Raw genomic sequence first — 24839 nt, forward strand, 5'->3', positions numbered from 1 at the left:
CCGGCCAACGGGCCGCCCGCTGGCCCTATCCTGCGCGGATGACCCGTGAACCCGAGCTGACATCCCCCGTCGACCTCTGCCGTCCCGACGGACGGCTGAACCCGGCGGCGGTCGGCTGGACGCGGCGCCCGCTGCACACCGCCAACCTGCGCGGCTGGGGCCGGAGCAAGCGCTGGGAGTACTGGGGCGTCGTCACGCCGGACCACATCATCGGCCTGGTCGCCTCGTCCCTGGACTACGCGGGCGTGCACGGCCTCTACGTGCTGGACCGGGCGTCCGGCCGCGAGCACAGCACGGACGAGGTGGTACCCCTGGCCCGTGGCACGGTGCTGCCCGCCCGCAGCGGCGAGGGCGAGGTCTCGGTCCGCGGCGGCAAGCTGGAGATCGGGATCACGCAGACCCCGGACGGCTCCACGATCCGTGCGGCGGCTCCGGGCGTACGCCTCGACGTGGAGGTCCCCCTGCCCCCGGGGCACGAATCGCTGGGCGTGGTCGTGCCGTGGAGCGGCAAGCGGTTCCAGTACACCGTCAAGGACGTCGGCCGGCCGGTGCACGGCACGCTGACACTCAACGGGCGGACCTACGAGGTGGGCGGCCCGGAGTCGTTCGCCGTGCTGGACCACGGGCGGGGCAGGTGGCCGTACGCGGTCACGTGGAACTGGGCGGCGGGAGCGGCTCCGGGGCGCGCGGTCCAGTTGGGCGGCAAGTGGACCGACGGTACCGGCACCACGGAGAACGCCCTGTTCGTCGAAGGCCGCCTGCACAAGATCGGCGAGGACCTGCGCTGGAGCTACGACCGCTCGGACTGGCTGCGACCGTGGCACATCGGCGGAGAACGGGTGGACGTGTCGTTCCGTCCGTTCCACGAGAAGGTCGCCCGTACGAACCTGGGGGTCCTCGCGAACGAGACCCACCAGTGCTTCGGCACCTTCAGCGGCTGGGCTCTCACCGACGACGGGACGAGGACGGATCTCGACGGGCTGGTCGGCTGGGCCGAGGAGGCACGCAATCGATGGTAGGACCGACGCCGTTTCGGGCCGGGGCCGTTCCGGGCCGGGGCCGTTCCGGGCCGGGGCCGTTCCGGGCCGGGGGCGTTCCGGGCCGGGGCCGTTCCGGGCCGGTAACGGACCGCGCCGCCCCCGCGCGGCTCTCAGCGGTTGACCGGCGTGACCTCCGCCATCCGCGACCAGCCTTCGCCGGGGACCTCGACGTTGATGATCTCGGGAACCTCGGCGACCAGGGACGACATCGTCTTGACGGCGGCCTGGAAGTGGGCGGACTTCACGTGTGCCTCGCCCGCCTCCGCCGACGCGAACGCTTCCAGCAGGACGAACTGGTTGGGGTTCTCCACGCTGTACGACCAGTCGAAGAAGAGGTTCCCCGGCTCGGAGCGGGTGGCGAGGGTGAACTCCTCCACCGCCGGGAGCCAGTTGTCGCGCTCGGCGACGAGGACGGTGAACTTGACGGCGATGAAGATCATGGCTGCTCCTGGTCGGGACGTGCGGTGACGCGCCACCGGGCGCCGGAGGCCCGGACGGCACCGCGATCAGGGTGGCATACCACCTCGTACCAACCCTTTCGGGCACACCGGGCCGGCCCAGGTGGCCCCCGGCGCTGCCCGGCCTTCGACCGGGAGCGCCACAAAAGCCGCCACGGATGGCTGGACTGCCCTGAGGAGCGATGGTCATGAGTCAGAGCGGTGCTGAGGCGGCGGCGTTCTTCCGGGACGTCCACCGGAGCGGCGTGGTCCGGCTCGTCCGGGATGACGACGGAAGCCCGACCCACCTCTCCGCGGACGGCACACGGAGTCTCCCCTTCTGGTCGACTTCGCCCCGTGCCCAGAGGGCGGCGAAGATCTGGGGGCCCGGACTCCGCGTCGAGTCGATGCCCTTGGACACCTGGTGCGACGGCGTACTGCCCGATGCCGCCCGGGACGGACTCGTCATCGGAATCAACTGGAGCGGGCCGCGCCTGGTGGGCTGGAGCCTCACCCCGGCAGAGGTCTCCGACCGGCCGGCGGCGGCGCACGGAGACCGGCACACGCCTCACACGCGGGCCTGGCCCAGCTCGGGGTGACGGGCCGCCAGCCGGTGCGCTCCGGTCTCGGTGAGCGAGCCGAAGAGGCGCAGCCGGGAGATCCCGCCGTCCGGGAAGATGTCGATGCGCACCCGGGTGGCGCGGACCGGGGTCTTGAGGACGAAGCGGTGGTTGGTGTCGGGCTGGAGACGGGTCCGGGGCAGGAACTCGGTCCACGCCTCGTCGTCCTCGTCCGCCTCGTCGCGGAACGAGAGCGTCGCCCAGCCCGCCGCGTTGCCCTTGAGGTAGGCGGTGTCGATCTCCACGGCGCGGATCTCCGCCTGCTCGGGCAGTGTGTAGCGGATCCAGTCGTTGCCCCGGTCCCGGCGGCGGCGGGTCTCCCAGCCGTCGTCCATCTGCCGGGAACGGCCGGGCTGGATGCTGTTGGTGGCCGGGGAGTAGAAGCGGTCCGAGGCGTCCTCGACCTGCCCGCCGTTCTCCAGGGCCAGCAGGTCGAAGGTGCCGAGCGCGCTGAGCCAGGCGGGGTCGGGGGCGACCTCTCCGTGGACCCGGAGCCGTGCGATGCCGCCGTCGGGGTGCTGGTTGACGCGGAGGTGGGTGAAGCGCTGTTCGGCGGAGACCGTGAAGCCGTTGGCGGCGTGGCCGGCGATCTCCGTACGGGGCACCAGCGTCGTCCACGTCACGTCCGGCGCCAGCAGTTCCTCGGGCGAGGGCGAGCCCGGGAACGCGGTGGCCTCCACGGAGACGGCACGGGGGTAGTTGCCGCGGAAGTGGGCGGTGTCGACGACCAGTCCGCGGACGATGCCGGGGGCGCCGAGCCGTACCAGTGCCCAGTCGTGGTCGTCGTCCTCGGGGTGTGGGCGGTCCGCGCTCACACCGCGTCGGCGGCGGGTCTCCCAGCCGTCCATGATCTTGCCCTTGTGCCCGAACCGTTCGGGGTCGAAGACGGCGGGGCCCGGGCTCAGCAGGTTCTCCCGTTCCGCGAAGAACTCGTCGTTGGCGGCGATCACCCCGGCGCCGAGCCGGCGTCCGGCGAGGTCCACGAGGTGGCCGAAGGGGAATCCGGCGGGGCCCGGGGTGCGGTAGTCGGCGTACGGGTCGCCTCCCGTGTAGGGGAGGGCGTCTCCGGTCCAGCGCGGCGGCACGGACTCCGTCATGGTCGGTGGTTCCTTTCGAGGAGGCGGCCGGAGGGCTCGGTGAACACCCCGTCGTGGACGATCCGTTCGCCGCGCAGCCAGGTCGAGGTGACGACGCCGTGGAGGGTCCGGCCGGCGTAGGCGGTGACCCGGTTGCGGTGGTGGAGCTCCGCGGGGTCGACGGTGAAGGCGGCCTCGGGGTCGAGTACGGCGAAGTCGGCGTCGCGGCCGGGTTCGATTGCGCCCTTCCGGTCGAGCCCGGCGAGCAGGGCGGGGCCGGCGGACATCCAGCGCGCCACGTCGTCGAGCGTATGACCGCGTCGGCGGGCCTCGGTCCAGATGGCGGGCAGCCCCAGCTGGAGGGAGGAGATGCCGCCCCACGCCGAGGCGAAGTCGGGCGTCTTGAGGTCGGTGGTGCACGGCGAGTGGTCGGAGACGATGCAGCCGATGACCCCGTCGGCGAGCCCCTGCCACAGCGCGTCCTGGTTGGCCGCTTCCCGGATGGGCGGACAGCATTTGAACTCGGTCGCCCCGTCCGGCACTTCCTCGGCGGTGAGGGTGAGGAAGTGCGGGCAGGACTCCACCGTGACGCGGACGCCCTCGCGTTGGGCGGCGGCGATGAGCGGCAGCGCGTCGCCGGACGAGAGGTGCAGGACGTGGACGCGGGCGTCCAGCCGTTTCGCGTGGGCGATCAGCCCCTCGATCGCGGCGTTCTCGGCGGCCCGGGGACGCGAGGCGAGGAAGTCGGCGTACGCGGGACCGCTGCGCTGCGGGGCGGTGTCGAGGTGCCCGGGGTCCTCGGCGTGGACGATGAGCAGCCCGCCGAACCCCGCGATCTCTGCCAGCGAGCGCCCCAGCCCCTCCTGGTCCAGGTGCGGGAACTCCTCGACGCCGGACGGGGAGAGGAAGCACTTGAACCCGAAGACGCCGGCCTCGTGGAGCGGGCGCAGATCCTTGGCGTTCGCCGGGATCGCACCGCCCCAGAAGCCGGTGTCCACATGCGCCTTGGGGGCCGCGACCCGCTGCTTGGTCCTCAGGTTCCCGACGGTGGTGGTCGGGGGAAGGGAGTTGAGCGGCATGTCGAGGAGGGTGGTGATGCCCCCGGCCGCCGCCGCCCGGGTGGCGGTCCAGAACCCCTCCCACTCGGTGCGCCCCGGATCGTTGACGTGCACGTGCGTGTCCACGAGGCCGGGGAGGAGGGCCCGGTCGCCGAGGTCCTCCAGCCGGACGTCCGGGTCGGCAGGGGTGTCGTACGGGAGGACCGCCTCGATCCTTCCGCCGGAGACGGCGACCGCGGCGGGGCGGGTCCCGGTGGGGGTGACGACACGGGTCGAGCGCAGGAGCAGACCAGTGTGCGCGCGCCCGTCCTCGTCCCTGTCGGCGTTCAGGTCTTTCCTCACATCCGCACCGAACACCCGTGCTCCTCGCTCCGCTCGTGCCGGGACATCTCAGCGATTTCAACGAACTGTTGAAGGAGTCTTCACGCGGGTTTCCCCTCCGTCAAGCCCCCTCCGTCCCCCCGGCACCCCGCACCGATCCCGTCGGGAGAGCCCACGCAAGCATGCGGAAACTTCCGTGAAACAGAATCGGCCTTCCGGAATCCGGAATGCGCGCAGAGCCGGCCGACGCCCGCGCCTGCCTCCCCGGACCCGTCCTCGGCAGCCGTGAAGACCCCTCTGACCGGCAGATACGTGGTGCCACGAGCAGTGCGCGGACCGCGACCGTCCCGGTACGCTGCAACCTCGCCTCCCGCTTCGAAAGGAACGTTGACGTGCCGCCGTCCGACGCCAGCACTTCCGACTCCAAGACCGCCGGTTCCAGCGGTGGGGTGCAGTCCCTGGAGCGCGCCTTCGACCTGCTGGAGCGGATGGCGGACGCCGGGGGCGAGGTGGGCCTGAGCGAACTCTCCACGACCAGCGGGCTGCCGCTGCCCACCATCCACCGCCTGATGCGCACCCTGGTGCTCTGCGGGTACGTACGCCAGCAGCCCAACCGCCGCTACGCCCTTGGCCCCCGGCTCATCCGCCTGGGAGAGTCGGCGTCCCGGCTGCTCGGCACCTGGGCGCGGCCCTACCTCCAGCACCTGGTGGAGGAGACGGGCGAGACCGCGAACATGGCGCTGCTCGACGGCGACGAGGTGGTGTACGTCGCGCAGGCGCCCTCGAAGCACTCGATGCGGATGTTCACCGAGGTGGGCCGCCGGGTGCTGCCGCACTCCACGGGCGTCGGCAAGGCGCTGCTGGCGCACGCGTCTCCGGAGGAGGTACGCGCGCTGCTGGCGCGCACCGGGATGCCCGCCGCCACCGACAGGACGATCACCACTGCGGACGGGTTCCTGGAGGCGCTGGAGCAGGTCCGCCAGGCCGGTTACGCCGTCGACGACAACGAGCAGGAGATCGGGGTGCGGTGTCTGGCTGTCGCCGTGCCCGACTCCCCCACCGCCGCCGCGATCTCCATCTCGGGTCCGGCCGGACGGGTCACGGAAGCGGCGACGCAACGGATCGTGCCGATTCTCCAGCAGACGGCGAAGGATCTCTCCGAGGTGCTCGCGGCGGGCGGTTGAGCGTGCGCGCCACCGACACGAGGGAGGGGCGGCAGGCATGATGCCTGCCGCCCCTCCCTCGTGCGGTCCCGGGACACCGGCCCCGGGCCGCGAGGTGGTCGGCCGGTGGACCGGGACCGTCGGGTCCTCGACCTGCCGGACACCACCCGGCGCGTCATCCGCGCGGCGGCTCCCCGAAGAGGTCCACCGCGTTGCGTACCGCCCGGAGGCCGGGCGCCAGGGCGCTGACCGAGCCGATCGATCCCGCGATCAGCAGCAGGGAACGGCGGAGCCGGCGAATCTCCGGCACCCCGCTGGACGCCATGGCGTCCAGCGCGGCCAGCTCCTCCTCCGCGATCCCCCGGTCGGAGAATTCCGCGGGATGCCCGGCCAGCTCGCGACGGAGCCGGGTCACCGCTGTCCGCAACTCCGAGACCCTGGGGTCCTCGCTGCTCCCGGTCACCCGCTTCTGCCCCACACTTCGCAACAATGCACTCCCCCTCGCACGCCTTCGTGCCGTAGGTCTTTTGCGCTCCGGGGCGTGGTCAAGTGCTCCGGAGTGGAGGCAAGTTAACGCCATCGGAGGTGGTCGGCGCCACTCCGTGACCGGAAATCAGGGTTACCCCTGAGAGTGACACGGCTTTCGTGTGTGCGACCCGCTCGACGGCGTGTCGGTGGTATCCAGGACGCATGGCTCCAGTTTCTGAGAACCCCCTGGTCACCGGGGTACTGCTCGCCGCCGGAGGTGGCCGCCGCCTCGGCGGGCGACCCAAGGCGCTCCTGGCCTACCGGGGCCGCCCGCTGATCGAACACGCGATTCGCTCACTGCGCGACGGCGGCTGCGGCCGGATCGTGGTGGTGCTGGGCGCCGCAGCCGACGAGGTGCGGGCGAGGAGCGCGCTCGCGGGCGGCACGGTGGTGGTCAACCCGGAGTGGCGCCAGGGCATGGGCGGTTCACTGCGCACGGGTCTCGCCGCACTCGCGGGCACCGGGGCGGACGCGGCGCTCGTCCTCCTCGTCGACCAGCCGGGCATCGGCCCCGAGGCGGTCTCCCGGGTCCGCGAGGCCGCCACCTCCCGGGCGAGCCTGGCGGCGGCCTCGTACGGCGGGTCGCGCGGGCATCCGGTACTCCTCGGCGCCGGCCACTGGGCGGGGGTGTCCGCGACCGCCACCGGCGACCGGGGGGCGCGTGCCTACCTGCGGGAGCACCGGGAGGCAGTCACGCTGGTCGAGTGCGGGGACGTGGCGGAGCCGTACGACATCGACACGCCGGAGGACCTGGGGCGGTTGGCGGGACCCTGACGGGCGGGGCACCCGTCCGCCGCCCGGCCGGACCGGTGTCCGGACACCGGTGGGGCCCCGGTCAGACCGGTGCGTCGTTCTCGACGAACACCTTCAGCGCCCCGCCGTGCTCTTCGGCGAAGGCCTGCGCCTCGCCTCCCAGTTCCTTCACCCGCCGCAGGGTCCGGTCGAAGAAGTCGCGCGAGGACGGAGCGAGGACGGCCAGCTCAAGGTCCTCGTGGAAGGCGACGAGCCGGTCGTCCACCACGCGGAGGGCGACCGCGAACTCCTTCTGCCCGGCCCGGTCGAGGAGTTCGGCATGGGCACCCGGGGCGTAAGCCGCCCAGTGGCCGACGAAGGGCAGGATCAGATCGGGCCGCACCGACCGGGCGTACCCGACCGTCATGGCCTGGAGGTCCTCCCACCAAGGCAGCCTGAGCCGCAGCGACATGACCGTATACGTCTTCTTCTCACCGCGGACACGCGGCGTGGCGTCGAATTCCGCGTCCAGGTCGTCCCACTCGTCGTCCACCTCGTCCACTTCGACCAGCGCGTGGCAGCCGACCGGCCGGCCCGACACCAGGGCGAGGCTCCGCAGCGGGCCGCCGAGCGACACCAGGTTCCGGTCGTACATGTAGCCCAGGTGCCGCTCCTGGTCCGTGCCCCCGAGGGAGGGCGGGGCGGCCACACTGATCGCCTTCGGGTTGTACTCGTTGTCCGGCCGGGGGACGAGCTGCACCAGCACGGGAGCGAGGTCCTGCTTCTCCGATCGCCCCGCGACCGCCGCCCTGACGACGCTCTTCTCCCAGCCTCCTACCAGGCTGCGTTGCACGAACGTCCGGTAGGTGTCGGCCGCGTCGTCCCACAGCCCCGTACCGAGCGAGAATTCGACCTCGCCGGCCGGAACCAGCAACAGCCCGCTGTCCGGGTCCGTGACTGTCGATTCGGCCACCACGTCCGTCGCCATCGTCCTGTTCACCCTCAGTCGCTCCGTCCCGCCGAACGCCACCGGAGCCGCGACGGGCGGGGAAGGCCGCGGCAAGGAGATTATCGGGCACCCCGGCGCCCGGGACTCCGCCCGAGCGGACGGGCACCGGACGCGCCCCTCGGACGCCGACACCCCGTCGCCCCAGCGGCTCGCCACACCCGGGAACCGTTGAGCTTCCACGATGAGGAAACTACTATCCGCTGAGCAGAAGCCCGTGGGTCGTCACGACCCCGCAGGCCCCGCCCGCCCCCGAAGGAGTGACCGCTCATGTCCGCACCGGTGCCGTCCCCGCTGGTCGTCGTCGACGCCGAGGCCCTGCCCCGGCAGGAGGAGGTGCTGACCGACGCGGCCCTCGCGTTCGTGGCCGAGCTGCACCGGCGGTTCGCGCCCCGCCGCGATGAGCTCCTGGCCCGCCGGGCGGAGCGCCGGGCGGAGATCGCCCGCACCTCAACCCTGGACTTCCTGCCGGGAACGGCCGATGTCCGCGCCGACGACTCCTGGCGGGTGGCGCCCGCTCCGTCGGCGCTGGACGACCGCCGGGTGGAGATCACCGGGCCGACCGACCGGAAGATGACGGTCAACGCACTCAACTCCGGCGCCCGGATCTGGCTCGCCGACTTCGAGGACGCCTCGGCCCCGACCTGGGAGAACGTCGTCCTCGGGCAGCTCAACCTGATCGACGCCTACGAGCGCCGCATCGACTTCACCGACCCGAAGTCCGGGAAGACGTACGCCCTGCGGCCCGCCGAGGAGCTGGCGACCGTCGTCACCCGCCCGCGCGGCTGGCACCTGGACGAGCGCCACCTCCAGCTCGACGGAGCCCCGGTCCCCGGCGCGCTGGTCGACTTCGGCCTGTACTTCTTCCACAACGCAGAGCGGCTGCTCCGCCTCGGCAAGGGCCCGTACTTCTACCTCCCGAAGACCGAGTCCCACCTGGAGGCCCGCCTCTGGAACGACGTCTTCGTCTTCGCCCAGGAGTACATCGGCATCCCGCAGGGCACGGTCCGCGCCACCGTCCTCATCGAGACGATCACCGCCGCCTACGAAATGGAGGAGATCCTCTACGAGTTGCGCGACCACGCCTCCGGACTCAACGCGGGCCGCTGGGACTACCTCTTCTCCATCGTCAAGAACTTCCGTGACGGCGGTACGAAGTTCGTCCTGCCGGACCGCAACGCCGTCACGATGACCGCCCCGTTCATGCGCGCGTACACCGAACTCCTCGTCCGCACCTGTCACAAGCGCGGAGCGCACGCCATCGGCGGGATGGCGGCCTTCATCCCCTCACGCCGGGACGCCGAGGCCAACAAGGTCGCGTTCGAGAAGGTGAAGGCGGACAAGGACCGCGAGGCGGCCGACGGCTTCGACGGCTCCTGGGTCGCCCACCCGGACCTGGTCCCGATCGCCCTCGCCTCCTTCGACGCGGTGCTCGGCGAGAAGCCGAACCAGAAGGACCGGCTCCGCGAGGACGTCTCGGTGGCGGCGGGCGACCTGATCGCCGTCGACAGCCTGGACGCCCGTCCCACGTACGACGGTTGGCGCAACGCCGTCGCGGTCGGCATCCGCTACATCGAGGCGTGGCTGCGCGGCACGGGCGCCGTGGCCATCTTCGGGCTCATGGAGGACGCGGCCACGGCGGAGATCTCCCGCTCGCAGATCTGGCAGTGGATCAACGCGGACGTGGTCTTCGAGAACGGCGAACACGCCACCGCCGACCTGGCCCGCGAGGTCGCCGCCGAGGAACTCGACGCCGTACGCGCCGAGATCGGCGAGGAGGCGTTCGCGTCCGGCCGTTGGCAGCAGGCCCACGACCTGCTGCTCCAGGTGGCACTGGACACGGACTACACGGACTTCCTCACCCTGCCCGCGTACGAGCAGCTGCGCTGAGCTCGTCCGCACCCAGGGCCACCGGGGCGGCGGGCGGCCCGTCCGCCGCCCCGCTCCGGAGCTCTGCCCACACCGTCTTGCCGGGCGCACCCGAGCGGGACAGGACGCGCCGGTGCCCCGAGGGTGGCCCCACTCGTGGAGCCGGAGCGACACGAGACGGCGGGACAGGCGGGTCCCGCGCGGTGTCGAGGTGGATCGCATGGCGAACTCCCGCACTCCAAGCAGCTCGCCGGGCCCGTCCTCACCCTGGCCCCGGACGCCTGGGCACCCCTCATCGCGGCAACCGCACGCGCGTGAGCCGCCCACCACGTACCCCGGGCCCGCGCACCCGGCGGGAGAACGCCGTCCGCCCGGCTCCCCGCTGGTGTGCGGGGAGCCGGGCGGACGGGTTGCGGTGCTCAGGGCACCACGGGTGGGTCGGTGATCAGCCCAGGTCGGGGTACTGGTTCCAGCCCCCGTTGCCGATCTGGACGCGGGCCTTGAACGGGGTCTTGGTGACTCCGGTGCCCGCGTAGAAGAACAGCTGGCCCTTGGAGTTGGACGCCAGGAGGTCGCTGATGCCGTCACCGTTGATGTCGCCGGGGGAGGCCAGGTTGGAGTACTGGCTCCAGCCGCTGCCGCCGACCTGGACACGGGCGCCGAACGGCGTGGCCGCCTTGCCGGTGCCGGGGTAGAAGAACAGCCCGGCGGAGCTGCGGGCGATGAGGTCCGCACGGCCGTCGCGGTTGAAGTCACCGGCGCCGACCAGCTTGTTGTACTGGCTCCAGCCGCTGCCGCCGACCTGGACACGGCCCTTGAGGGAGAGACCGTCGCCGTTGCCGGCGTAGAAGTACAGGGCGGTGGAGCTGCGGGCGATCAGGTCGCTCTTGCCGTCACCGTTCAGGTCGCCGGGGCCGACGACCAGGTTGTACGACTTCGAGCCGGCAGCCAGGTAGTCGTCGCTGTCGGAGAACGCGTTGTACAGGTGGCCGTCGTAGGTGGTCTGCGCGATCAGGGTGGACCACCCGTCGGACCGGAGCGCGACGCTGTGTGCGAGGCGCACGGCGGAGCGGGTCCAGCCCGTGCCTTCGAGGTACTTCGCCGAGAGCTTCCCGAGTCCGGTGCCCTGGTAGTAGTACAGCGTGCCGTTGCTGGTCCGGGCGAAGATGCCGGACTTGCCCCATGCCGCCATGTTGCCGGCCCCGGCCAGCTGGGTGATCCCGGCCCAGCCGGACCCGGAGGACAGACGGTCCTTGAAGAACCCGGTGCCCTTGCCGTCGTAGAAGTACAGCTTGCCGTCGTAGCCACGCGCCATGAGGTCGGCGGTGCCGTTGCCGTTGTAGTCGGTACCACCGGTCAGCTGGTTGTACTGCAGCCAGCCGGTGCCGCCGATCTTGATCTGGGTCTTGAACGGGTAGGCGTTGGCCTTGCCGTTGCCCGGATACACGAAGAGCCCGGTGGAGTTGCGTGCCACCAGGTCGGCCACACCGTCGCCGGTGAGGTCGTCCGCGCCGACCAGCTGGTCGAACTGGCTCCAGCCGGAGCCGCCGACCTTGATGCCCTTGCCGAAGTTCTTGCCCGTGCCCGGGAACAGGAACAGTCCGTCGGTGCTGCGTGCGAGCAGGTCGGGTGCGCCGTCGTGGTTGAGGTCACCGGGGACGACGAGCTTGTTGTACGCCTGCCAGCCGCTGCTGAGCGTGGTGTACGAGCTCAGGCCGTTCTCGCTGGTCGCGTTGGCGCCGCTGTGGAGCCGGAGCGAACCGGTGGGCGTCACCGTCAGCACGTCGGGCTTGCCGTCGCCGGTCATGTCGCCCGGCAGCAGCAGGTCCTTGACCTGGCCGTTCACACCGGAGAGGGCATCGGTGGCGCCGTATCCCCAGTCGGTGTAGACGTCTCCCGCGTCCAAGCGGTAGGCGAGGTCGCCGGTGCCGTCACTGTCGAAGTCGGCACGCTGGGCAGCCGTGGCGACGACCGCGGAACGGGCCATCCGGTTGCTGGGCGCGGGGGCCACGGCGTTCTCGCGGCCCGGGATGGTGAGGGTGGGCTTCGTGAACGCGCTCTGCGGCAGGGTCACCGTGCCCGGGGTCGCGTCGTCGTTCCCGGCCGCGTGTGCGGTGATCGTCATCGAACCGCTGACCAGCAGACCGGCGCAGACGACCGCTGCCGATGTGGCCATCTTCCGGGTCCGCCGGGACCCGGGTATTGCGGGGTTGGGCATTCTGCCTCCTGTGGAAAAGACGACTCCACGGAGAGCGGCGCGCGTGCCGGAGCCGGCTCACGCGTGTGCGGTACGGATGTAAGGCGTCGTCGACGTGCCTTCGGTGTCGGTCATGACACCGGCGCACGGCATGACGGAACAGAATCCCCCCACCAGCGGTGGCGCCCCTCCCCAGGGTCGTGATGTAGATCTATCCCCAGAAGGGCCCGCCAGGCAAGTCCGTTGTCCGACCCGCCCCGATTACTGATACGTCCTTGATCCGGCATCGGCCGGAGAAGCAGCCGTGAACGAGTGGTGAGGGACGCGGGGACACCGGGTGAAACATCCGTGGATCGCCCGTGTCGGGACCCGTCAGGTCCACACCGCGCCCAGCGCGACGAATCCGCAGATGAGCACGGCCAGGATCGCCAGCAGCGGCCAGACGAAGCGCAGGTACCTGTCGTAGCCGATCTTCGCCAGCGCGATTCCGCCGATGGTGACGGCGGTCGTCGGCACCCAGAGGTTCATCCAGCCGCTCGCCGCCTGCCAGGCGGTGACCACCACGGCGCGCGAGACGCCCGCGAAGTCGGCGAGGGGCGCGAGGATCGGCATGGCGAGAGTGGCGTGCCCGGAGGTGGAGGGGATCAGGAAGGCCAGCGGCAGGTTGACGATGAACACGACGACGGCGAAGAGGCCGGACGAGACCCCGGACACCGCTCCCTCGATGGAGTGCAGCACCGTGTCGGTGATCCGCGAGTTGTTCATGATGACGGTGACCCCCCGCGCCAGCACGATGACGAGCGCGGGTGAGATGAAGTCCGCCGCGCCCTGCACGATCGTCGCGCTCAGGCGCTGTTCGCCGAACCGGGCGACCACGCCGACGATCACTGCGGCGACGACGAAGAGCGCGGCCAGCTGCGGGAAGGACCAGCCGAGCTCGAAGCCGTACGCAGTGGCGTCGGCGTCCCCGCTGATGGCGCTGGACCACGGCACCACGGAGAAGATCATGAAGGCGAAGGTGAGTCCGACCAGGACCAGGACGATCTGGTGCAGCGGGGTCAGCGGAGGTGGTTCATCGGTCTCCGCCGCCGACTGCTCGCGGTCGCCGGGCAGGAAGCCGGAGAGGGAGCGTGCGGGGTTCCTGCGGACCCGGGAGGCGTACCGGACGACGTAGGCGATGGTCACGGCCGTCAGGACGATCCACATGACGCCGCGCAGCACGATGCCGTCGCCGAGGGAGATGTCGGCGGCGGACGAGGCGACGCCGGTGGCGAACGGGTTGACGGTGGAGCAGAGCACGCCGATGCCGGCGCCGAGGATGATCGTGCCGGTCGCGACCATGCGGTCGTAGCCGAGTGCGAGCATCAGCGGGACGATCAGTCCGTAGAAGCCGAGGGTCTCCTCGGCGAAGCCCTCCACCGTGCCGAGCAGCGAGAAGACCACCATGACGCCGGCGATGAGCAGCGCGCCGCGCTCGCGCAGCCGGTGGGCGAGGCGGCCGATGCCCCGGTCGAGGGCCCCGGTGGCGAAGACGACGGTGATGAACGCGCCGATCGCGATGACGAAGAGGAAGACGCCCGCACTGCCGTACAGCTCGCCGGTCAGATCGGGCCCGACCCGGCCGGTCTTCGTGTCCTGGATTCCGTAGAGGCCGTTGACGGGCGAGAGGAAGAGGTCGTCGAGCCGGTCCAGGAAGCTCTGGTCGGAGGGGACCCGGTGGTAGGTGCCCTGGACGGGGGCGCCTTCGGCGTCGCGGTCGTACGCCCCCGAGGGGATGAGGAAGGCGACGGCCCAGACGGCGAGGGTCACCAGGGCGAGGATCGTCAGCGCGCTCGGGAAGGTGAACTTCCGCTTCTCCGGGTGATCCTCGCCGGGAGTGGCACCGTCGCCCGTCACCTGGGTGCTCACGCCGCGCCTCCGACCCGGTGGCCGGCCGCGAACTCCCGCAGGAAGGCGGCCTCGGCGATCACCGCCGACCTGAGCTCGGAGAGGAGGACGCGTTCGTTCGGGGCATGCAGGTTGCACATGCTGTCCTGGGCTCCGAAAAGCAGCACCTCCGCACCGGGCGCGACTCCGGCCAGCCCGTTCACCAGGGGGATGGAGCCGCCGCCGGCGATGTACGCGGGCTCCTCGCCCCACCCTTCGCGCAGGGCGGTGAGGGCCGCGCGGTAGGCCGGGCCGTCGGTGCGGGCCTCGAAGCCGGGGCCGGTGTCTCCGGCGGTGACGGTCAGCGCGATACCGAACGGGCGGAGTGCCTCCAGGTGGGTGACGAGGAGCCCGCGTGCCTCTCGCGGGTCCTGCAGCGGGTGGAACCGGAGGTTCAGCTTGGCGCGCGCGTAGGGCACGACGGCCGAGGCCGCGTGGTCGACGCCCGGGGCGTCGATCCCGATGACGGTGAGGGCCGGTCCGCTCCAGAGCCGTTCGCCGAGGCTGCCGGATCCGGTCAGCGGCACCCCGTCCAGCACCCCGGCCAGCGAGCGGAACTCCTCCTCGGTGAAGGTGGTGCCGGTCCACTTCTCGCGCCGCAGACCCTCCACCGCCACGTCGCCGTGCACGTCGTGCAGGGTGGAGAGCGCCGCGAGCAGTGCCAGCAGGGCGTCGGGGGCGGCTCCGCCGAACTCGCCGCTGTGCCCGGGCTCGGCGAGGGTGCGGACTTCGACCACGACCTCCGCCGCGCCCCGCAGTCCCGTGGTGAGGGTGGGGCTGCCGGGGCGGATGTTGCCGAGGTCGGCGATGACCATGGCGTCGCAGGCGAAGCGGTCCGGGTCGGTGGGCGGGTACTCGTCGAAGGCGCTGCCGTACTCCTCCTGCCCCTCCAGGACGATCTTCAGCCCGACCGGGGGAACGCCGCCGAAGGCCCGCAGCACGCCGAGGTGGACGATGACGTTCGCCTTGTCGTCGGCGACGCCCCGGCCTCTGAGGCCGGTTCCGCCGTCGAGGGGGGTGGGCTCGAAGGGCGGCGACCGCCAGAGGCCGGGGTCGCCGGGCGGCTGGACGTCGTAGTGGCCGTAGAGGAGGACGGTGGGCGCGTCGGGGGTGGGCGGCGGAACCTCGGCCACGATGACCGGGGCGGTGTCGGGGAGGTCGAGGCGGTCGATCCGTGTGACGCCGGCTCCTCGCAGCAGTTCCACCAGAAGGTCGTGGGCCTCCAGGACGGGGCCGGGCGGGAAGCCGGGGAAGGCGATGGACTCCATGGCCGTCAACCGTTCAACGTCTGCGGTCAGACCGTCCATCAGCGCGTCGACCCGGGTGCTCAGGTCCATGGTGCACACCCCTGTTCCTCATGTACTCGCGTACTCGCGTCCGAGGTTCCGGGTCGTGTCCGTGCCGGTCCCCGCCGTGCGCCCGGCGGGGCGTCGCGGAGTGCCGGGCTCGCGCGGACATGCCCCAGGGATCAATGGACCACAGGGCGGGCGCTCCCGCGCGTCCGCGCCGCCGGGTGCCGCAGCCGGAGTCGGCCCGCCCGTCAGCCGCCGAGGACGAGGGTGCGCTGCGCCGAGAAGTCGCCCCACGTGCCGTCGGGGAGCTTGGCCCGGATCTTGACGGAGTGCCGGGTTCCCTTCGGTTCGGTGAGCGTCAGCTCGTAGGTGGCGCGGCCCTTCGGGGGCGTACCGCCCCAGACGACGGTCGTGGTGAACTTCCCGTCGAGGTACAGCTCGTACGCGGGGATCTCCCCGCCCGCCTTCGGCTGGTCCCAGGAGAGTGCGACGACGTAGTCGCCGGGCCCGCCCTTCGTCGCCGTGCGCAGACCGGTGGGGGCGGTGCTCGCGGGGGCGCCGGGGGCCGAGTCGGTGGTGACGTCGATGGAACGGCTGTCGCCGGAGGACTTGTCCGAGGTGTCGCGGGCGCGGACCGTGAAGGTGTAGACGGTTCCGGGGCGCAGGCCGGTGAGGCGGGCGCTGGTCACGGTGCCGGAGACGCTGTGGATGCGGGAGTCCTCCTGGTAGACGTCGTAGGAGGAGACGCGGATGTCGTCCGTGGAGGCCTTCCAGGCGAGGGTCGCGCTGTCGGTGCCCACGGCGGTGGCACGCAGTGCTGCCGGGACGGTCGGCGCCGCCCGGTCGTCGGGCGGGGTGGGCTGGGTGGTGGCCGGTACTCCGGGGCCGGCGGCGGAGAGGTTGCCGGCCGCGTCCCGGGCCCGGACGGTGAAGGTGTAGGCGGTGGAGGCGGTGAGCCCGTCGACGTCGATCATGTGCTTGGCCGCGGGAACGGTCTTCACCGGGGTGCCGTCGCGGTAGACCTCGTATCCGGTGACCGCCTTGTCGTCGGTGGACGGCTCCCACATGACGTGCACGGAGGTGGAGCTGCTCACCTGGGCGGTCACGTCCTGCGGGGTGGTGGGCGCCTTGGTGTCGGTTGCGGCGGCGGAGCCGCCGCAACCGGTGAGCAGTGCGAGGAGGAGTACGGCGGAACAGGTCGACACGACACGCGTGGGGGGAAGGTGCACGGCGCTGCCGCCTTTCGTCCGGGGCATTGGTCCAGACCTGTATGGCACGACGTACGGGCGGCTCACAAGGGGGGTGCGCGGAACGTTCCGCAATGTTCGGATGTGCACCGCCCCGGCTTGCACCGGGCCACGCCGATGTGGTTACGGAACCCCGGATTCCGCCTTGACGATCGGGCGGACGCGGCGGAGCGCCCGGACCACCGGCCCCGGAGCCGTACGGGCACCCCGCCGCGATCACCGGGCGGCCCGTCAGCAGGCGATGGCGTACCAGACCGGAGTCCAGTTGACCGTCGTCGACTGATAGGCGGTGGAGGAGAAGAGGTAGTTCTGGTTCTTGTCGTAGAAGTAGGCGACGGTGCCGGGGGTCTGGTTGTTGACGAGAGGGCCGCTGCCGGTGAGGTTGGGGAGCTGGTAGAGGGTGTTGCACTTGGTGTAGGCGAAGCTGTTGCCGTTGGAGCCCTGCCCGCACACGTAGGTGTAGGAACAGGACAGCGCAGCGGCGGCGGACTTCACGACGGCGGGCGACTCCACCGCGTGCTGCCGGGCCCCCGCGAGCGCCTTCGCCGCGAGGACGGCTTCGCCCGACTGGGCGGAGGCCGACGCCGGTCCCGTCAGCCCGAGAAGCGAGCCGGCGACGAGCGTCGCTGCGGCCAGCAGGGTCGGGGCGGTCTTCCGTACTGCCATGAGCGGTCTCCCTGGATCTCCCGCCCCGAAGAGGCGGGTACGAGGTGGCTTCCACTTCCGCCCCCTGGCGCCTCACCCCGTCGGCGGGAGCCGAGGGGACACCCGGGGGCGACGCGAGACCTACCCCCGGCCGACACCGGTAACCTTGCGTGATGAGATGGTCACTCCAAGGAGTTTTTGGTGACGCCTTGCTCGCCGTGACTCCATCGAGTGCACCGAGTGAGCCACGACTCGACCGACCGGGTTGCATGAACATGCATCGAAGTGCATACTTTTCCTATGTCTAAGGTAATGACCTCTCTGCCCGTCGGGGAACGCGTCGGCATCGCCTTCTCGGGCGGTCTCGACACCTCCGTCGCGGTCGCGTGGATGCGCGACAAGGGCGCGGCGCCGTGCACGTACACCGCCGACATCGGCCAGTACGACGAACCCGACATCGCCTCCGTGCCCGGACGCGCCCACGCCTACGGGGCGGAGATCGCCCGGCTGGTCGACTGCCGGGCCGCCCTCGTCGAGGAAGGGCTCGCCGCGCTGACCTGCGGGGCCTTCCACATCCGTTCCGGCGGGCGCGCGTACTTCAACACCACCCCGCTCGGCCGGGCGGTCACGGGCACCATGCTCGTGCGCGCCATGCTGGAGGACGACGTCCAGATCTGGGGCGACGGCTCCACCTTCAAGGGCAACGACATCGAGCGGTTCTACCGCTACGGCCTGCTGGCCAACCCGTCGCTGCGCATCTACAAGCCCTGGCTGGACGCCGACTTCGTCACCGAGCTCGGTGGTCGCAAGGAGATGTCCGAGTGGCTGCTCGCCCACGGACTGCCCTACCGGGACAGCACGGAGAAGGCGTACTCCACCGACGCCAACATCTGGGGCGCCACGCACGAGGCCAAGACCCTCGAGCACCTCGACACCGGCCTGGAGAGCGTCGACCCGATCATGGGCGTGCGGTTCTGGGACCCGTCCGTCGAGATCGAGACCGAGGACGTCACCGTCGGCTTCGAGCAGGGCCGCCCGGTGACCATCAACGGCAAGGAGTTCGCCTCCGCCGTCGACCTGGTGCTGGAGGCCAACGCCATCGGCGGCCGGCACGGCCTGGGCATGTCCGACCAGATCGAGAACCGGATCATCGAGGCCAAGAGCCGCGGCATCTACGAGGCGCCGGGCATGGCCCTGCTCCACGCGTGCTACGAGCGCCTGGTCAACGCGATCCACAACGAGGACACCCTCGCCACCTACCACAACGAGGGCCGCCGCCTCGGCCGCCTGATGTACGAGGGCCGCTGGCTGGACCCGCAGGCGCTGATGATCCGCGAGTCCCTCCAGCGGTGGGTCGGCATGGCCGTCACCGGCGAGGTGACCCTGCGGCTGCGGCGCGGTGAGGACTACTCGGTCCTGAACACCTCCGGACCGGCGTTCAGCTACCACCCGGACAAGCTCTCCATGGAGCGCACCGAGGACTCGGCCTTCGGGCCGGTGGACCGCATCGGTCAGCTGACCATGCGCAACCTCGACATCGCCGACTCCCGCGCCAAGCTGGAGCAGTACGCCGCCATCGGCATGGTCGGCAGCTCCCACCAGGCGTTGATCGGCGCGCAGGCCACGTCGACGCCGCTGATCGGCGCGATGCCCGAGGGCAACGCCCAGGAGATCGCCTCGCGCGGCGAGGCCCCGGGCGGCGACAAGCTGCTCGACAGCGCCGCCATGGAGTTCGGTGCCGACTGACGGCCGCACCACGTGAGCGGAGGGAGGCCCGGCGGGTTCGCCGGGCCTCCCTCTCGCGTCGGGCCACCGTGCGGGACGCCGGCCGCCGGGTCAGCTGGTGAAGAACTCGCTGATCTGCTGCGCGACCTGGTCGGCGCGGGTCTCGTGCATCCGGTGCCCGCCGGGCACGGTGATCAGACGGCAGTCGGGGATGCGCGACGCCACCTCCGGCAGGAGTGCCTGCGGCAGGGAGCTCTCGGGCCCGCCGGCGATGATCATCGTGGGTGCGACGATCTCGCCCAGCGCCTCCGCCCACTCCGGGTCGGGCTCGGCCAGCTGTGCGTGGACCTCGGGTACGGCGTTCTCGTCGTAGTCGATCGGTCCCTCGGCCCGCCCGGCCGGTCCCGGGTCGCCGGGGAAGGGCGCGGGGGTCTCCACCAGGACGAGCCGTTCCACCCGGTCGGCGTGCTCCTCCGCCAGCAGCAGGGCGACCGAGCCGCCCATGCCGTGGCCCACCAGGCCGACCCGGTCGAGCTCGCACTCGTCGAGGAAGCCGACCACGTCGTCCCGCATCTGCTCGAACGCGTACTCGTCCGGCCAGTCGCTCTCACCGTGCCCGCGCAGATCGAGGGCGTACACCCGCCACTCGGCGCCGAGCAGGGAGCCGGTCGCCTCCCAGTCGGCGGACGAACCGCCGAGACCGTGCAGGAGGACGACCGGCGAGCCGAAGGGGTCGCCCCACGTCCGGTACGCCAGCCGCACATCGCCGACATCCACAACAGACTGATCTTCCATACCCCTGACGCTACAGCCGGTGGGCGGCGTGACATGCCCGCACCCCGGCCTGGCAGGCTTACGGGGTGAACCGCACCGCCCGGCCCGCCGCCCACCGCTCACTCGCGACCCTCTCCGTCGCCCTGCTGGCCACCGCCCTGCTGACCGCCTGCTCCGGTGCGGACGAGAAACCCGAGAAGGGGCTCGACGACCCGGCGAAGAAGCGGATCGCCATGGAGCTCGTCTCCAGCGCGGAGAACTCCACACTGGACTGGCAGGACCAGTACAAGTACATCGAGGACATCCACGACGGCCGCGGTTACACCGGCGGCATCATCGGGTTCTGCTCCGGCACCGGCGACATGCTCGACGTGGTGGAGCGGTACACCGGGGCCCGCCCCGGCAACGCCCTCGCCCGGTTCGTCCCGGCCCTGCGGGCGGTCGACGGAACCCCCTCGCACGCCGGTCTCGGCGCGCCGTTCACCGAGGCGTGGGCCACGTCGGCGAAGGACTCCGCCTTCCGCGCCGCGCAGGACGAGGTGCTGGACGAGGCGTACTTCGACCCGGCGGTCGACCGGGCCGAGAAGGACGGGCTCAGCGCCCTGGGCCAGTTCATCTACTACGACGCGTACGTCATGCACGGCGCCGGCGACACCGAGGGCACGGTCGGCTTCTCCTCCATCCGCCGCCAGGCCCGCGCCGCCGCCGACACCCCGGCCGAGGGCGGCGACGAGGAGACCTACCTCAACGCCTTCCTCGACGCCCGGGTGGCCGCCATCGCCAAGGAGCCCTCGCACACCGACACCAGTCGGATAGAGACCGCCCAGCGCCGGTTCGTGACCGAGGGCAAGCTCCAGCTGGAGACCCCGCTGCGCTGGAAGGTGTACGGGGAGAGCTTCCGGATCGACGGCTGAACCGGCCCGGACCGCCTCGGTGCGCCGGGCGTCTGCAGCGCTGACGGGCGCCGTGGACGTCACCAGGGGACTTCGCCGGCGTCCTCGAAGAACTTACCGGCCGGGCCGCCGTCGTCCGGCAGGGGCGCGAGCCTGATGGCGATCGCCGCGCCCTGTCCGGTGACCGGCCGCCCTGACCCGGGCGGGTGACATGGCGCTCCGTCCGGAACGGGACGCCGGTGAGGTGCGACATGCCTGATAGGAAGCGCGGACAGAGCAAACGATCAACGCGTCTTTCGTTGGAGGACAGGTGCCTCACCCCCAGGCCGATGCCGCGTTCCGCAGCCGCGACGCCTCCCCCGGTCCGGCCGCCCGGGCCCGTCGCGCGGCCACCGGCCGCCGTACCGCACTCCCTTCGGTGGCCGTCGCCACCGCCCTCGGACTCGCCCTCACCGTCGCCCCGGCCACCGCCCTGGCAGACTCTCCGACCCAGGAGGTGGCGATGCGTCACGAAGCATTCCGGCCGGTCGGGGCGGCCGCCGCGGTGGGGCTGGACGATCCGGCGAAGAAGGAGATCGCCATGCAGCTGGTCTCCAGCGCGGAGAACTCGTCCCTGGAGTGGCGGGATCAGTACAAGTACATCGAGGACATCGGCGACGGCCGTGGCTACACCGGCGGGATCGTCGGCTTCTGCTCCGGCACCGGCGACATGCTGGGGGTGGTGGAGCTCTACACCGAGCGCGCCCCGGGCAACCTCCTCGCGCCGTTCCTGCCCGCGCTGCGCGAGGTCGACGGCACCGACTCGCACGAGGGTCTCGGCTCCCGGTTCACCGCCGCCTGGGAGAAGGCAGCGCTGAACGACCCGGTCTTCCGCGAGGCGCAGGACGACGAACGCGACCGGGTGTACTTCGACCCGGCCGTGAAGCAGGCCAAGGCCGACGGGCTCGGCGCGCTCGGCCAGTTCGCGTACTACGACGCGCTCGTCATGCACGGCGAGGGTGACGACAGCGCGAGCTTCGGCGCCATCCGCAGGAGAGCGCTCGCCTCGGCCCAGCCGCCGTCGAAGGGTGGCGACGAGACGGTCTACCTGACCGCCTACCTCGACGCCCGCGTGTGGGCCATGCGGCAGGAGGAGGCCCACTCCGACACCAGCCGGGTGGACACGGCGCAGCGGGTCTTCCTGCGGAACGGCAACCTCGGCCTGAACCCGCCGCTCGACTGGAAGGTGTACGGGGACAGTTACCACATCGGCTGACGCCGCGTCAGCCGCCCGTCCGGCCGGGAGTCGGGCCCGGCCGGACGGGGGCGCGCGAGGGAGGTCAGCCCCTTGCGACGAGTCGTGCGAGGCGCCTGGCCTCGTCGCGGGTGGCGACGGCGACGGCGTCCTCGTCCACGGTCGTCAGGCGGCCGTTCTCCACGACCGGCCTGCCGCCGACGAGCGACAGGGTGACGGGCGCCGCCGCTCCGAGGACGAGCGCCGCGACCGGGTCGGCGATGGAGGCGTGGGCGAGGGTGTCCATCCGCCAGAGCACGAGGTCGGCGAGCTTCCCGGCTTCGAGGGAACCGATCTGGTCGGCACGGCCGAGCACCCGTGCCCCGCCGTACGTACCGAGCCGCAACGACTGACGTGCCGTCAGCGCCCGTTCCCGGTGCGGCCCGAGACGATTGACGAGGACGGCGTTGCGGAGTTCGGTGTGGAGTTCGCCGGACTCGTTCGAGGCGGTGCCGTCGACGCCGAGGCCGACCGGGACGCCGGCCGCGAGCATGTCCGGCACCCGGGCGATCCCGGCGGCGAGACGGGCGTTGGAGGAGGGGCAGTGCGCGACGCCCGTGCCGGTACGCGCGAACGCGGCGATGTCGGAGTCGTTCATGTGGACGCAGTGGGCCATCCACACGTCGTCGCCGAGCCAGCCGGTGGACTCGAAGTAGTCCGTCGGTCCCATCCCGAACAGCTCCTTGCAGAACTGCTCCTCCTCCACGGTCTCCGAGCCGTGGGTGTGCAGCCGCACCCCCTTGGCACGAGCCAACTCCGCTCCCTGCCGCATCAGTTCGGTGGACACCGAGAAGGGGGAACAGGGCGCGACGGCCACTTGCGTCATCGCGCCGAACGACGGGTCGTGGTGGGCGTCGACCGTGGCGGCGGTGGCTTCGAGCGCGCCGTCGAGGGTCTCCACCGCGAAGTCCGGCGGGAGTCCGCCGTCCTTCTGACCGCGGTCCATGGAGCCGCGGGCGAGCGTGAACCTGACGCCCATGTCCCGGGCGGCGCCGATGATCGCCCCGGCCAGGTCGCCGGAGCCACGGGGAAAGACGTAGTGGTGGTCCGTCGCGGTGGTGACGCCGCCGCGCGCCATCATCGCCAGTGAACCCTGCGCCGCCGCGCGGACCATGGGTTCGTCGATGCGGGCCCACGTCGGGTAGAGCGCGACGAGCCAGTCGAAGAGATTGTGGTCGGTGGCCAGGCCCCGGGTGATCCACTGGTAGAAGTGGTGGTGGGTGTTGACGAGCCCGGGGGTGACCAGGTGACCGGTGCCGTCGATACGGCGGGCCACGTTCGCCAGCCCCTCGGGGGCGCGGCCCGCACCGACGGACTCGATGCGGTCGCCCGCGACGACGACATGGCCGTCGGCGTACTCGGTGTCGTGCGCGTCGATGGTGGCGACCGCGCAGTTCTCGATGACGAGGCGCTGGGCCCCTGCCGGATCGGTCATCGTGCTTCCTTAGGTAAGTCTGGTGCGGGCAACTGGTGTTGCTCGGCACATCCGCCACTGCTCAGAGGTTGGTGAGGTCCGCCGGGATCGACTGCTCGGCGCCTTCGCGCAGGACGGTGGCCTCGATCAGTCCGTAGGGGCGGTCGGCGGCAAGGTAGACGGCACCGTCCCCGGAGGCGTTGTCGAGTCCGAACGGCTCCAGGTCGACCAGGAAGTGGTGCTTGTTCGGCAGCGAGAAGCGGATCTCGTCGATCTCGGCGCGGTTTTCGATGACCCGGGTGCCCATCTGATGGAGCGTCTGCTGGAGGGAGAGGGAGTAGGTCTCGGCGAACGCCCGGAGCAGATGGGCGCGGGCCTGCTCCCAGGACTCCTCCCAGCGGGGCATCTCCTCTGCTTCTTCCGCCCAGTTGTACCGCCACCGGGCCGAGACGTCGGTGGCGAGGATGCGGTCGTACGCCTCCTTGAGGGTGGTGTACCGGTCCTTCGCGTAGCCCCAGAACTCGGAGTCGGTGGAGTTCAGGACGGTGAGGTCCTTCACGCCGGAGATCACCTCCCAGCGCTCGCCGTCGTAGCGGATCTGCGTGGTGCGGACCTCCTGCCCCTTCCGTACGAAGGAGTGGCGCGGGGTGTCCGGGCCGATGGCACCGGGGTCCTCGATGCGTTCCCAGGCGTACTCCTCGATGCGCACGCGCGCCCGGGCGATCGCGGGCTGGGAGCGGACGAAGTGCCGGGCGAGGTGGATGCCGAACTGCTCGGCGGAGTCGATGCCGTGCTCCTTGGCGAACGCGTACACCGTGTTCTTCATGGTGTCGGTCGGCAGGACGTGGGCGTTGTCGCCGGAGATGTGGACCTCGTCCAGGTCGCCGGAGAGGGAGACCGAGACGTTCAGGTCCTTGATGTGGTGGGTGGTGCCCTCGCGCACGATCTTGACGACCCGGTTCTCGGCCTTGCCGTACTGGTTCTGGCCGAGCACCACGGTGCGCGGCCGGGGGGCGGTGGCCTCGGGGGGCTGCTGGGCGGAGGTGGTCATGGGTGCCGGACCTTTCTGCGGGAAGCGGAAGCGGCGCCGTCAGGGGTGCGGGCCCGGGGGCGTACGGACAGGGCGTGGTTCGGGCGGGATGCGTACGGGTACGGCGAGCCGCCCCGCCGCGGGGGTGTTCACGTCGGCGACGGGGTGACCGCGGGCTGGAGGGCCCTCAGCTGCCCCGGTAGACGGAGTAGCCGAACGGGCTGAGCAGCAGGGGTACATGGTGGTGCTCGCCGGGGCGGACGGCGAAGGTGATCGCCACCTCCGGAAAGAACGTTTCGCCCTCGGCGGGCGGAGCGGCCGGGCCCTCCGCCCCCGGGGCGAAGTACGCCTCGGTGTCGAAGTCGAGCCGCACCTGGACCGCCCCCTCGGGCAGGGCGGGCAGATCCGCGCAGCGGCCGTCCGCGTCCGTCACCGAGCCGCCGAGCGGCGTCCACCCGGCGGTGGCGTCGGAGCGGGTGGCCAGGCGGACGGGGACGGAGGCCGCGGGACGGCCGAGGCTGGTGTCCAGGACGTGCGTGGACACCGTGGCGGTGGTGGTGTCGGTACTCAGGA

At 71.6% G+C, this 24839-nt stretch carries 22 protein-coding genes and 1 pseudogene; 8 read left to right on the plus strand and 15 right to left on the minus strand.

Translation table 11 applies throughout. The features are described 5' to 3' along the window. The first annotated feature begins 38 nt into the window (after window positions 1-38). The gene (locus tag ACFZAX_RS00090; protein ID WP_390957492.1) at window positions 39-1019 is read left to right on the plus strand and encodes a DUF2804 family protein; all 981 of its coding nucleotides are present in this window, start codon (window positions 39-41) and stop codon (window positions 1017-1019) included. Window positions 1020-1150: 131 nt separating this feature from the next. Here the strand turns inward: ACFZAX_RS00090 and ACFZAX_RS00095 are convergent, their stop codons facing one another. Beyond that, window positions 1151-1480, minus strand: coding sequence for an antibiotic biosynthesis monooxygenase (locus ACFZAX_RS00095; protein WP_390957494.1), 330 nt, complete (start codon window positions 1478-1480; stop codon window positions 1151-1153). Window positions 1481-1686: 206 nt separating this feature from the next. On the opposite strand from ACFZAX_RS00095, the gene ACFZAX_RS00100 reads away from it, so the two are divergent. Then, window positions 1687-2076: a DUF2750 domain-containing protein gene (locus ACFZAX_RS00100; protein WP_390957496.1), complete on the plus strand. Its 390-nt coding sequence runs from the start codon at window positions 1687-1689 to the stop codon at window positions 2074-2076. On the opposite strand, the gene alc is transcribed toward ACFZAX_RS00100, so the two are convergent. Both alc and allB read right to left on the minus strand, forming a co-directional pair. After that, window positions 2046-3194 carry an allantoicase gene (alc, locus tag ACFZAX_RS00105; protein WP_390957499.1) on the minus strand — a complete coding sequence of 383 codons (1149 nt, stop codon included), beginning with the start codon at window positions 3192-3194 and terminating at the stop codon, window positions 2046-2048. The genes ACFZAX_RS00100 and alc overlap by 31 nt on opposite strands. After that, window positions 3191-4573, minus strand: a complete 1383-nt coding sequence (allB, locus tag ACFZAX_RS00110) for an allantoinase AllB (protein WP_390957500.1) — start codon at window positions 4571-4573, stop codon at window positions 3191-3193. The genes alc and allB overlap by 4 nt, the downstream gene beginning before the upstream one ends. Before the next feature lie 371 nt (window positions 4574-4944). Here allB and ACFZAX_RS00115 point away from each other — a divergent pair, with 371 nt between their 5' ends. Then, on the plus strand, window positions 4945-5736 hold the full coding sequence (locus ACFZAX_RS00115) for an IclR family transcriptional regulator C-terminal domain-containing protein (RefSeq protein ID WP_390957502.1): 792 nt from the start codon (window positions 4945-4947) through the stop codon (window positions 5734-5736). 154 nt (window positions 5737-5890) lie between these two features. Here the strand turns inward: ACFZAX_RS00115 and ACFZAX_RS00120 are convergent, their stop codons facing one another. Continuing rightward, on the minus strand, window positions 5891-6205 hold the full coding sequence (locus tag ACFZAX_RS00120) for a DUF5955 family protein (protein WP_390957503.1): 315 nt from the start codon (window positions 6203-6205) through the stop codon (window positions 5891-5893). Between the two features lie 200 nt (window positions 6206-6405). On the opposite strand from ACFZAX_RS00120, the gene ACFZAX_RS00125 reads away from it, so the two are divergent. Next, complete coding sequence (locus ACFZAX_RS00125) at window positions 6406-7017, plus strand: NTP transferase domain-containing protein (RefSeq protein WP_390957505.1); 612 nt, start codon at window positions 6406-6408, stop codon at window positions 7015-7017. 61 nt (window positions 7018-7078) lie between these two features. Here the strand turns inward: ACFZAX_RS00125 and ACFZAX_RS00130 are convergent, their stop codons facing one another. Then, on the minus strand, window positions 7079-7975 hold the full coding sequence (locus tag ACFZAX_RS00130; RefSeq protein WP_390957507.1) for a hypothetical protein: 897 nt from the start codon (window positions 7973-7975) through the stop codon (window positions 7079-7081). Between the two features lie 276 nt (window positions 7976-8251). On the opposite strand from ACFZAX_RS00130, the gene aceB reads away from it, so the two are divergent. Continuing rightward, window positions 8252-9871 carry a malate synthase A gene (gene aceB, locus ACFZAX_RS00135; protein ID WP_390957510.1) on the plus strand — a complete coding sequence of 540 codons (1620 nt, stop codon included), beginning with the start codon at window positions 8252-8254 and terminating at the stop codon, window positions 9869-9871. 424 nt (window positions 9872-10295) lie between these two features. Here aceB and ACFZAX_RS00140 read toward each other — a convergent pair whose 3' ends face one another. From ACFZAX_RS00140 to ACFZAX_RS00160, 5 genes are all read right to left on the minus strand, one after another. Beyond that, window positions 10296-12026 carry an FG-GAP-like repeat-containing protein gene (locus tag ACFZAX_RS00140; RefSeq protein WP_390957512.1) on the minus strand — a complete coding sequence of 577 codons (1731 nt, stop codon included), beginning with the start codon at window positions 12024-12026 and terminating at the stop codon, window positions 10296-10298. A gap of 393 nt (window positions 12027-12419) precedes the next feature. Then, on the minus strand, window positions 12420-13955 hold the full coding sequence (locus tag ACFZAX_RS00145) for a YfcC family protein (protein ID WP_390957514.1): 1536 nt from the start codon (window positions 13953-13955) through the stop codon (window positions 12420-12422). Further along, entirely contained in the window at window positions 13952-15310 is a 1359-nt protein-coding gene (locus tag ACFZAX_RS00150; RefSeq protein WP_390957515.1) for a M20/M25/M40 family metallo-hydrolase, read from the minus strand. The genes ACFZAX_RS00145 and ACFZAX_RS00150 overlap by 4 nt, the downstream gene beginning before the upstream one ends. A 203-nt stretch (window positions 15311-15513) precedes the next feature. Next, on the minus strand, window positions 15514-16521 hold the full coding sequence (locus ACFZAX_RS00155) for a fibronectin type III domain-containing protein (RefSeq protein WP_390957517.1): 1008 nt from the start codon (window positions 16519-16521) through the stop codon (window positions 15514-15516). Window positions 16522-16743: 222 nt separating this feature from the next. Next, complete coding sequence (locus ACFZAX_RS00160) at window positions 16744-17178, minus strand: hypothetical protein (RefSeq protein ID WP_390957518.1); 435 nt, start codon at window positions 17176-17178, stop codon at window positions 16744-16746. Between the two features lie 279 nt (window positions 17179-17457). On the opposite strand from ACFZAX_RS00160, the gene argG reads away from it, so the two are divergent. Then, a complete protein-coding gene (gene argG, locus ACFZAX_RS00165) occupies window positions 17458-18903 on the plus strand; it encodes an argininosuccinate synthase (RefSeq protein WP_390957520.1) in 1446 nt (481 codons plus the stop codon). Between the two features lie 90 nt (window positions 18904-18993). Here argG and ACFZAX_RS00170 read toward each other — a convergent pair whose 3' ends face one another. Further along, the gene (locus ACFZAX_RS00170) at window positions 18994-19677 is read right to left on the minus strand and encodes an alpha/beta fold hydrolase (RefSeq protein WP_390957522.1); all 684 of its coding nucleotides are present in this window, start codon (window positions 19675-19677) and stop codon (window positions 18994-18996) included. 65 nt (window positions 19678-19742) lie between these two features. Between ACFZAX_RS00170 and ACFZAX_RS00175 the strand changes: the two genes are divergently transcribed. Continuing rightward, on the plus strand, window positions 19743-20570 hold the full coding sequence (locus tag ACFZAX_RS00175; RefSeq protein WP_390957524.1) for a chitosanase: 828 nt from the start codon (window positions 19743-19745) through the stop codon (window positions 20568-20570). A 59-nt stretch (window positions 20571-20629) separates the two neighbouring features. On the opposite strand, the pseudogene ACFZAX_RS00180 reads toward ACFZAX_RS00175, so the two are convergent. After that, window positions 20630-20725, minus strand: a pseudogene (locus ACFZAX_RS00180) (dehydrogenase); the annotation flags it as partial. Window positions 20726-20967: 242 nt separating this feature from the next. On the opposite strand from ACFZAX_RS00180, the gene ACFZAX_RS00185 reads away from it, so the two are divergent. Beyond that, entirely contained in the window at window positions 20968-21804 is an 837-nt protein-coding gene (locus ACFZAX_RS00185) for a chitosanase (protein WP_390958366.1), read from the plus strand. A gap of 64 nt (window positions 21805-21868) precedes the next feature. Here ACFZAX_RS00185 and ACFZAX_RS00190 read toward each other — a convergent pair whose 3' ends face one another. From ACFZAX_RS00190 to uraH, 3 genes are all read right to left on the minus strand, one after another. Then, window positions 21869-23257, minus strand: a complete 1389-nt coding sequence (locus ACFZAX_RS00190; RefSeq protein WP_390957526.1) for an 8-oxoguanine deaminase — start codon at window positions 23255-23257, stop codon at window positions 21869-21871. 61 nt (window positions 23258-23318) lie between these two features. Further along, on the minus strand, window positions 23319-24287 hold the full coding sequence (gene pucL / locus ACFZAX_RS00195; protein WP_390957527.1) for a factor-independent urate hydroxylase: 969 nt from the start codon (window positions 24285-24287) through the stop codon (window positions 23319-23321). A 166-nt stretch (window positions 24288-24453) separates the two neighbouring features. Then, window positions 24454-24837 carry a hydroxyisourate hydrolase gene (gene uraH, locus ACFZAX_RS00200; RefSeq protein ID WP_390958367.1) on the minus strand — a complete coding sequence of 128 codons (384 nt, stop codon included), beginning with the start codon at window positions 24835-24837 and terminating at the stop codon, window positions 24454-24456. Window positions 24838-24839 lie beyond the last annotated feature (2 nt).

The organism is Streptomyces sp. NPDC008125, assembly GCF_042957125.1.
Classification (GTDB): Bacteria; Actinomycetota; Actinomycetes; order Streptomycetales; family Streptomycetaceae; genus Streptomyces.

Bases quoted from the DNA above. Each gene is read 5' to 3' on its own strand.
- ACFZAX_RS00090 (WP_390957492.1), top strand. From the start codon at position 39: ATGACCCGTGAACCCGAGCTGACATCCCCCGTCGACCTCTGCCGTCCC.
- ACFZAX_RS00095 (WP_390957494.1), bottom strand. From the start codon at position 1,480: ATGATCTTCATCGCCGTCAAGTTCACCGTCCTCGTCGCCGAGCGCGAC.
- ACFZAX_RS00100 (WP_390957496.1), top strand. From the start codon at position 1,687: ATGAGTCAGAGCGGTGCTGAGGCGGCGGCGTTCTTCCGGGACGTCCAC.
- alc (WP_390957499.1), bottom strand. From the start codon at position 3,194: ATGACGGAGTCCGTGCCGCCGCGCTGGACCGGAGACGCCCTCCCCTAC.
- ACFZAX_RS00125 (WP_390957505.1), top strand. From the start codon at position 6,406: ATGGCTCCAGTTTCTGAGAACCCCCTGGTCACCGGGGTACTGCTCGCC.
- aceB (WP_390957510.1), top strand. From the start codon at position 8,252: ATGTCCGCACCGGTGCCGTCCCCGCTGGTCGTCGTCGACGCCGAGGCC.
- ACFZAX_RS00140 (WP_390957512.1), bottom strand. From the start codon at position 12,026: ATGGCCACATCGGCAGCGGTCGTCTGCGCCGGTCTGCTGGTCAGCGGT.
- ACFZAX_RS00150 (WP_390957515.1), bottom strand. From the start codon at position 15,310: ATGGACCTGAGCACCCGGGTCGACGCGCTGATGGACGGTCTGACCGCA.
- ACFZAX_RS00155 (WP_390957517.1), bottom strand. From the start codon at position 16,521: ATGCCCCGGACGAAAGGCGGCAGCGCCGTGCACCTTCCCCCCACGCGT.
- ACFZAX_RS00160 (WP_390957518.1), bottom strand. From the start codon at position 17,178: ATGGCAGTACGGAAGACCGCCCCGACCCTGCTGGCCGCAGCGACGCTC.
- argG (WP_390957520.1), top strand. From the start codon at position 17,458: ATGTCTAAGGTAATGACCTCTCTGCCCGTCGGGGAACGCGTCGGCATC.
- ACFZAX_RS00170 (WP_390957522.1), bottom strand. From the start codon at position 19,677: ATGGAAGATCAGTCTGTTGTGGATGTCGGCGATGTGCGGCTGGCGTAC.
- ACFZAX_RS00190 (WP_390957526.1), bottom strand. From the start codon at position 23,257: ATGACCGATCCGGCAGGGGCCCAGCGCCTCGTCATCGAGAACTGCGCG.
- pucL (WP_390957527.1), bottom strand. From the start codon at position 24,287: ATGACCACCTCCGCCCAGCAGCCCCCCGAGGCCACCGCCCCCCGGCCG.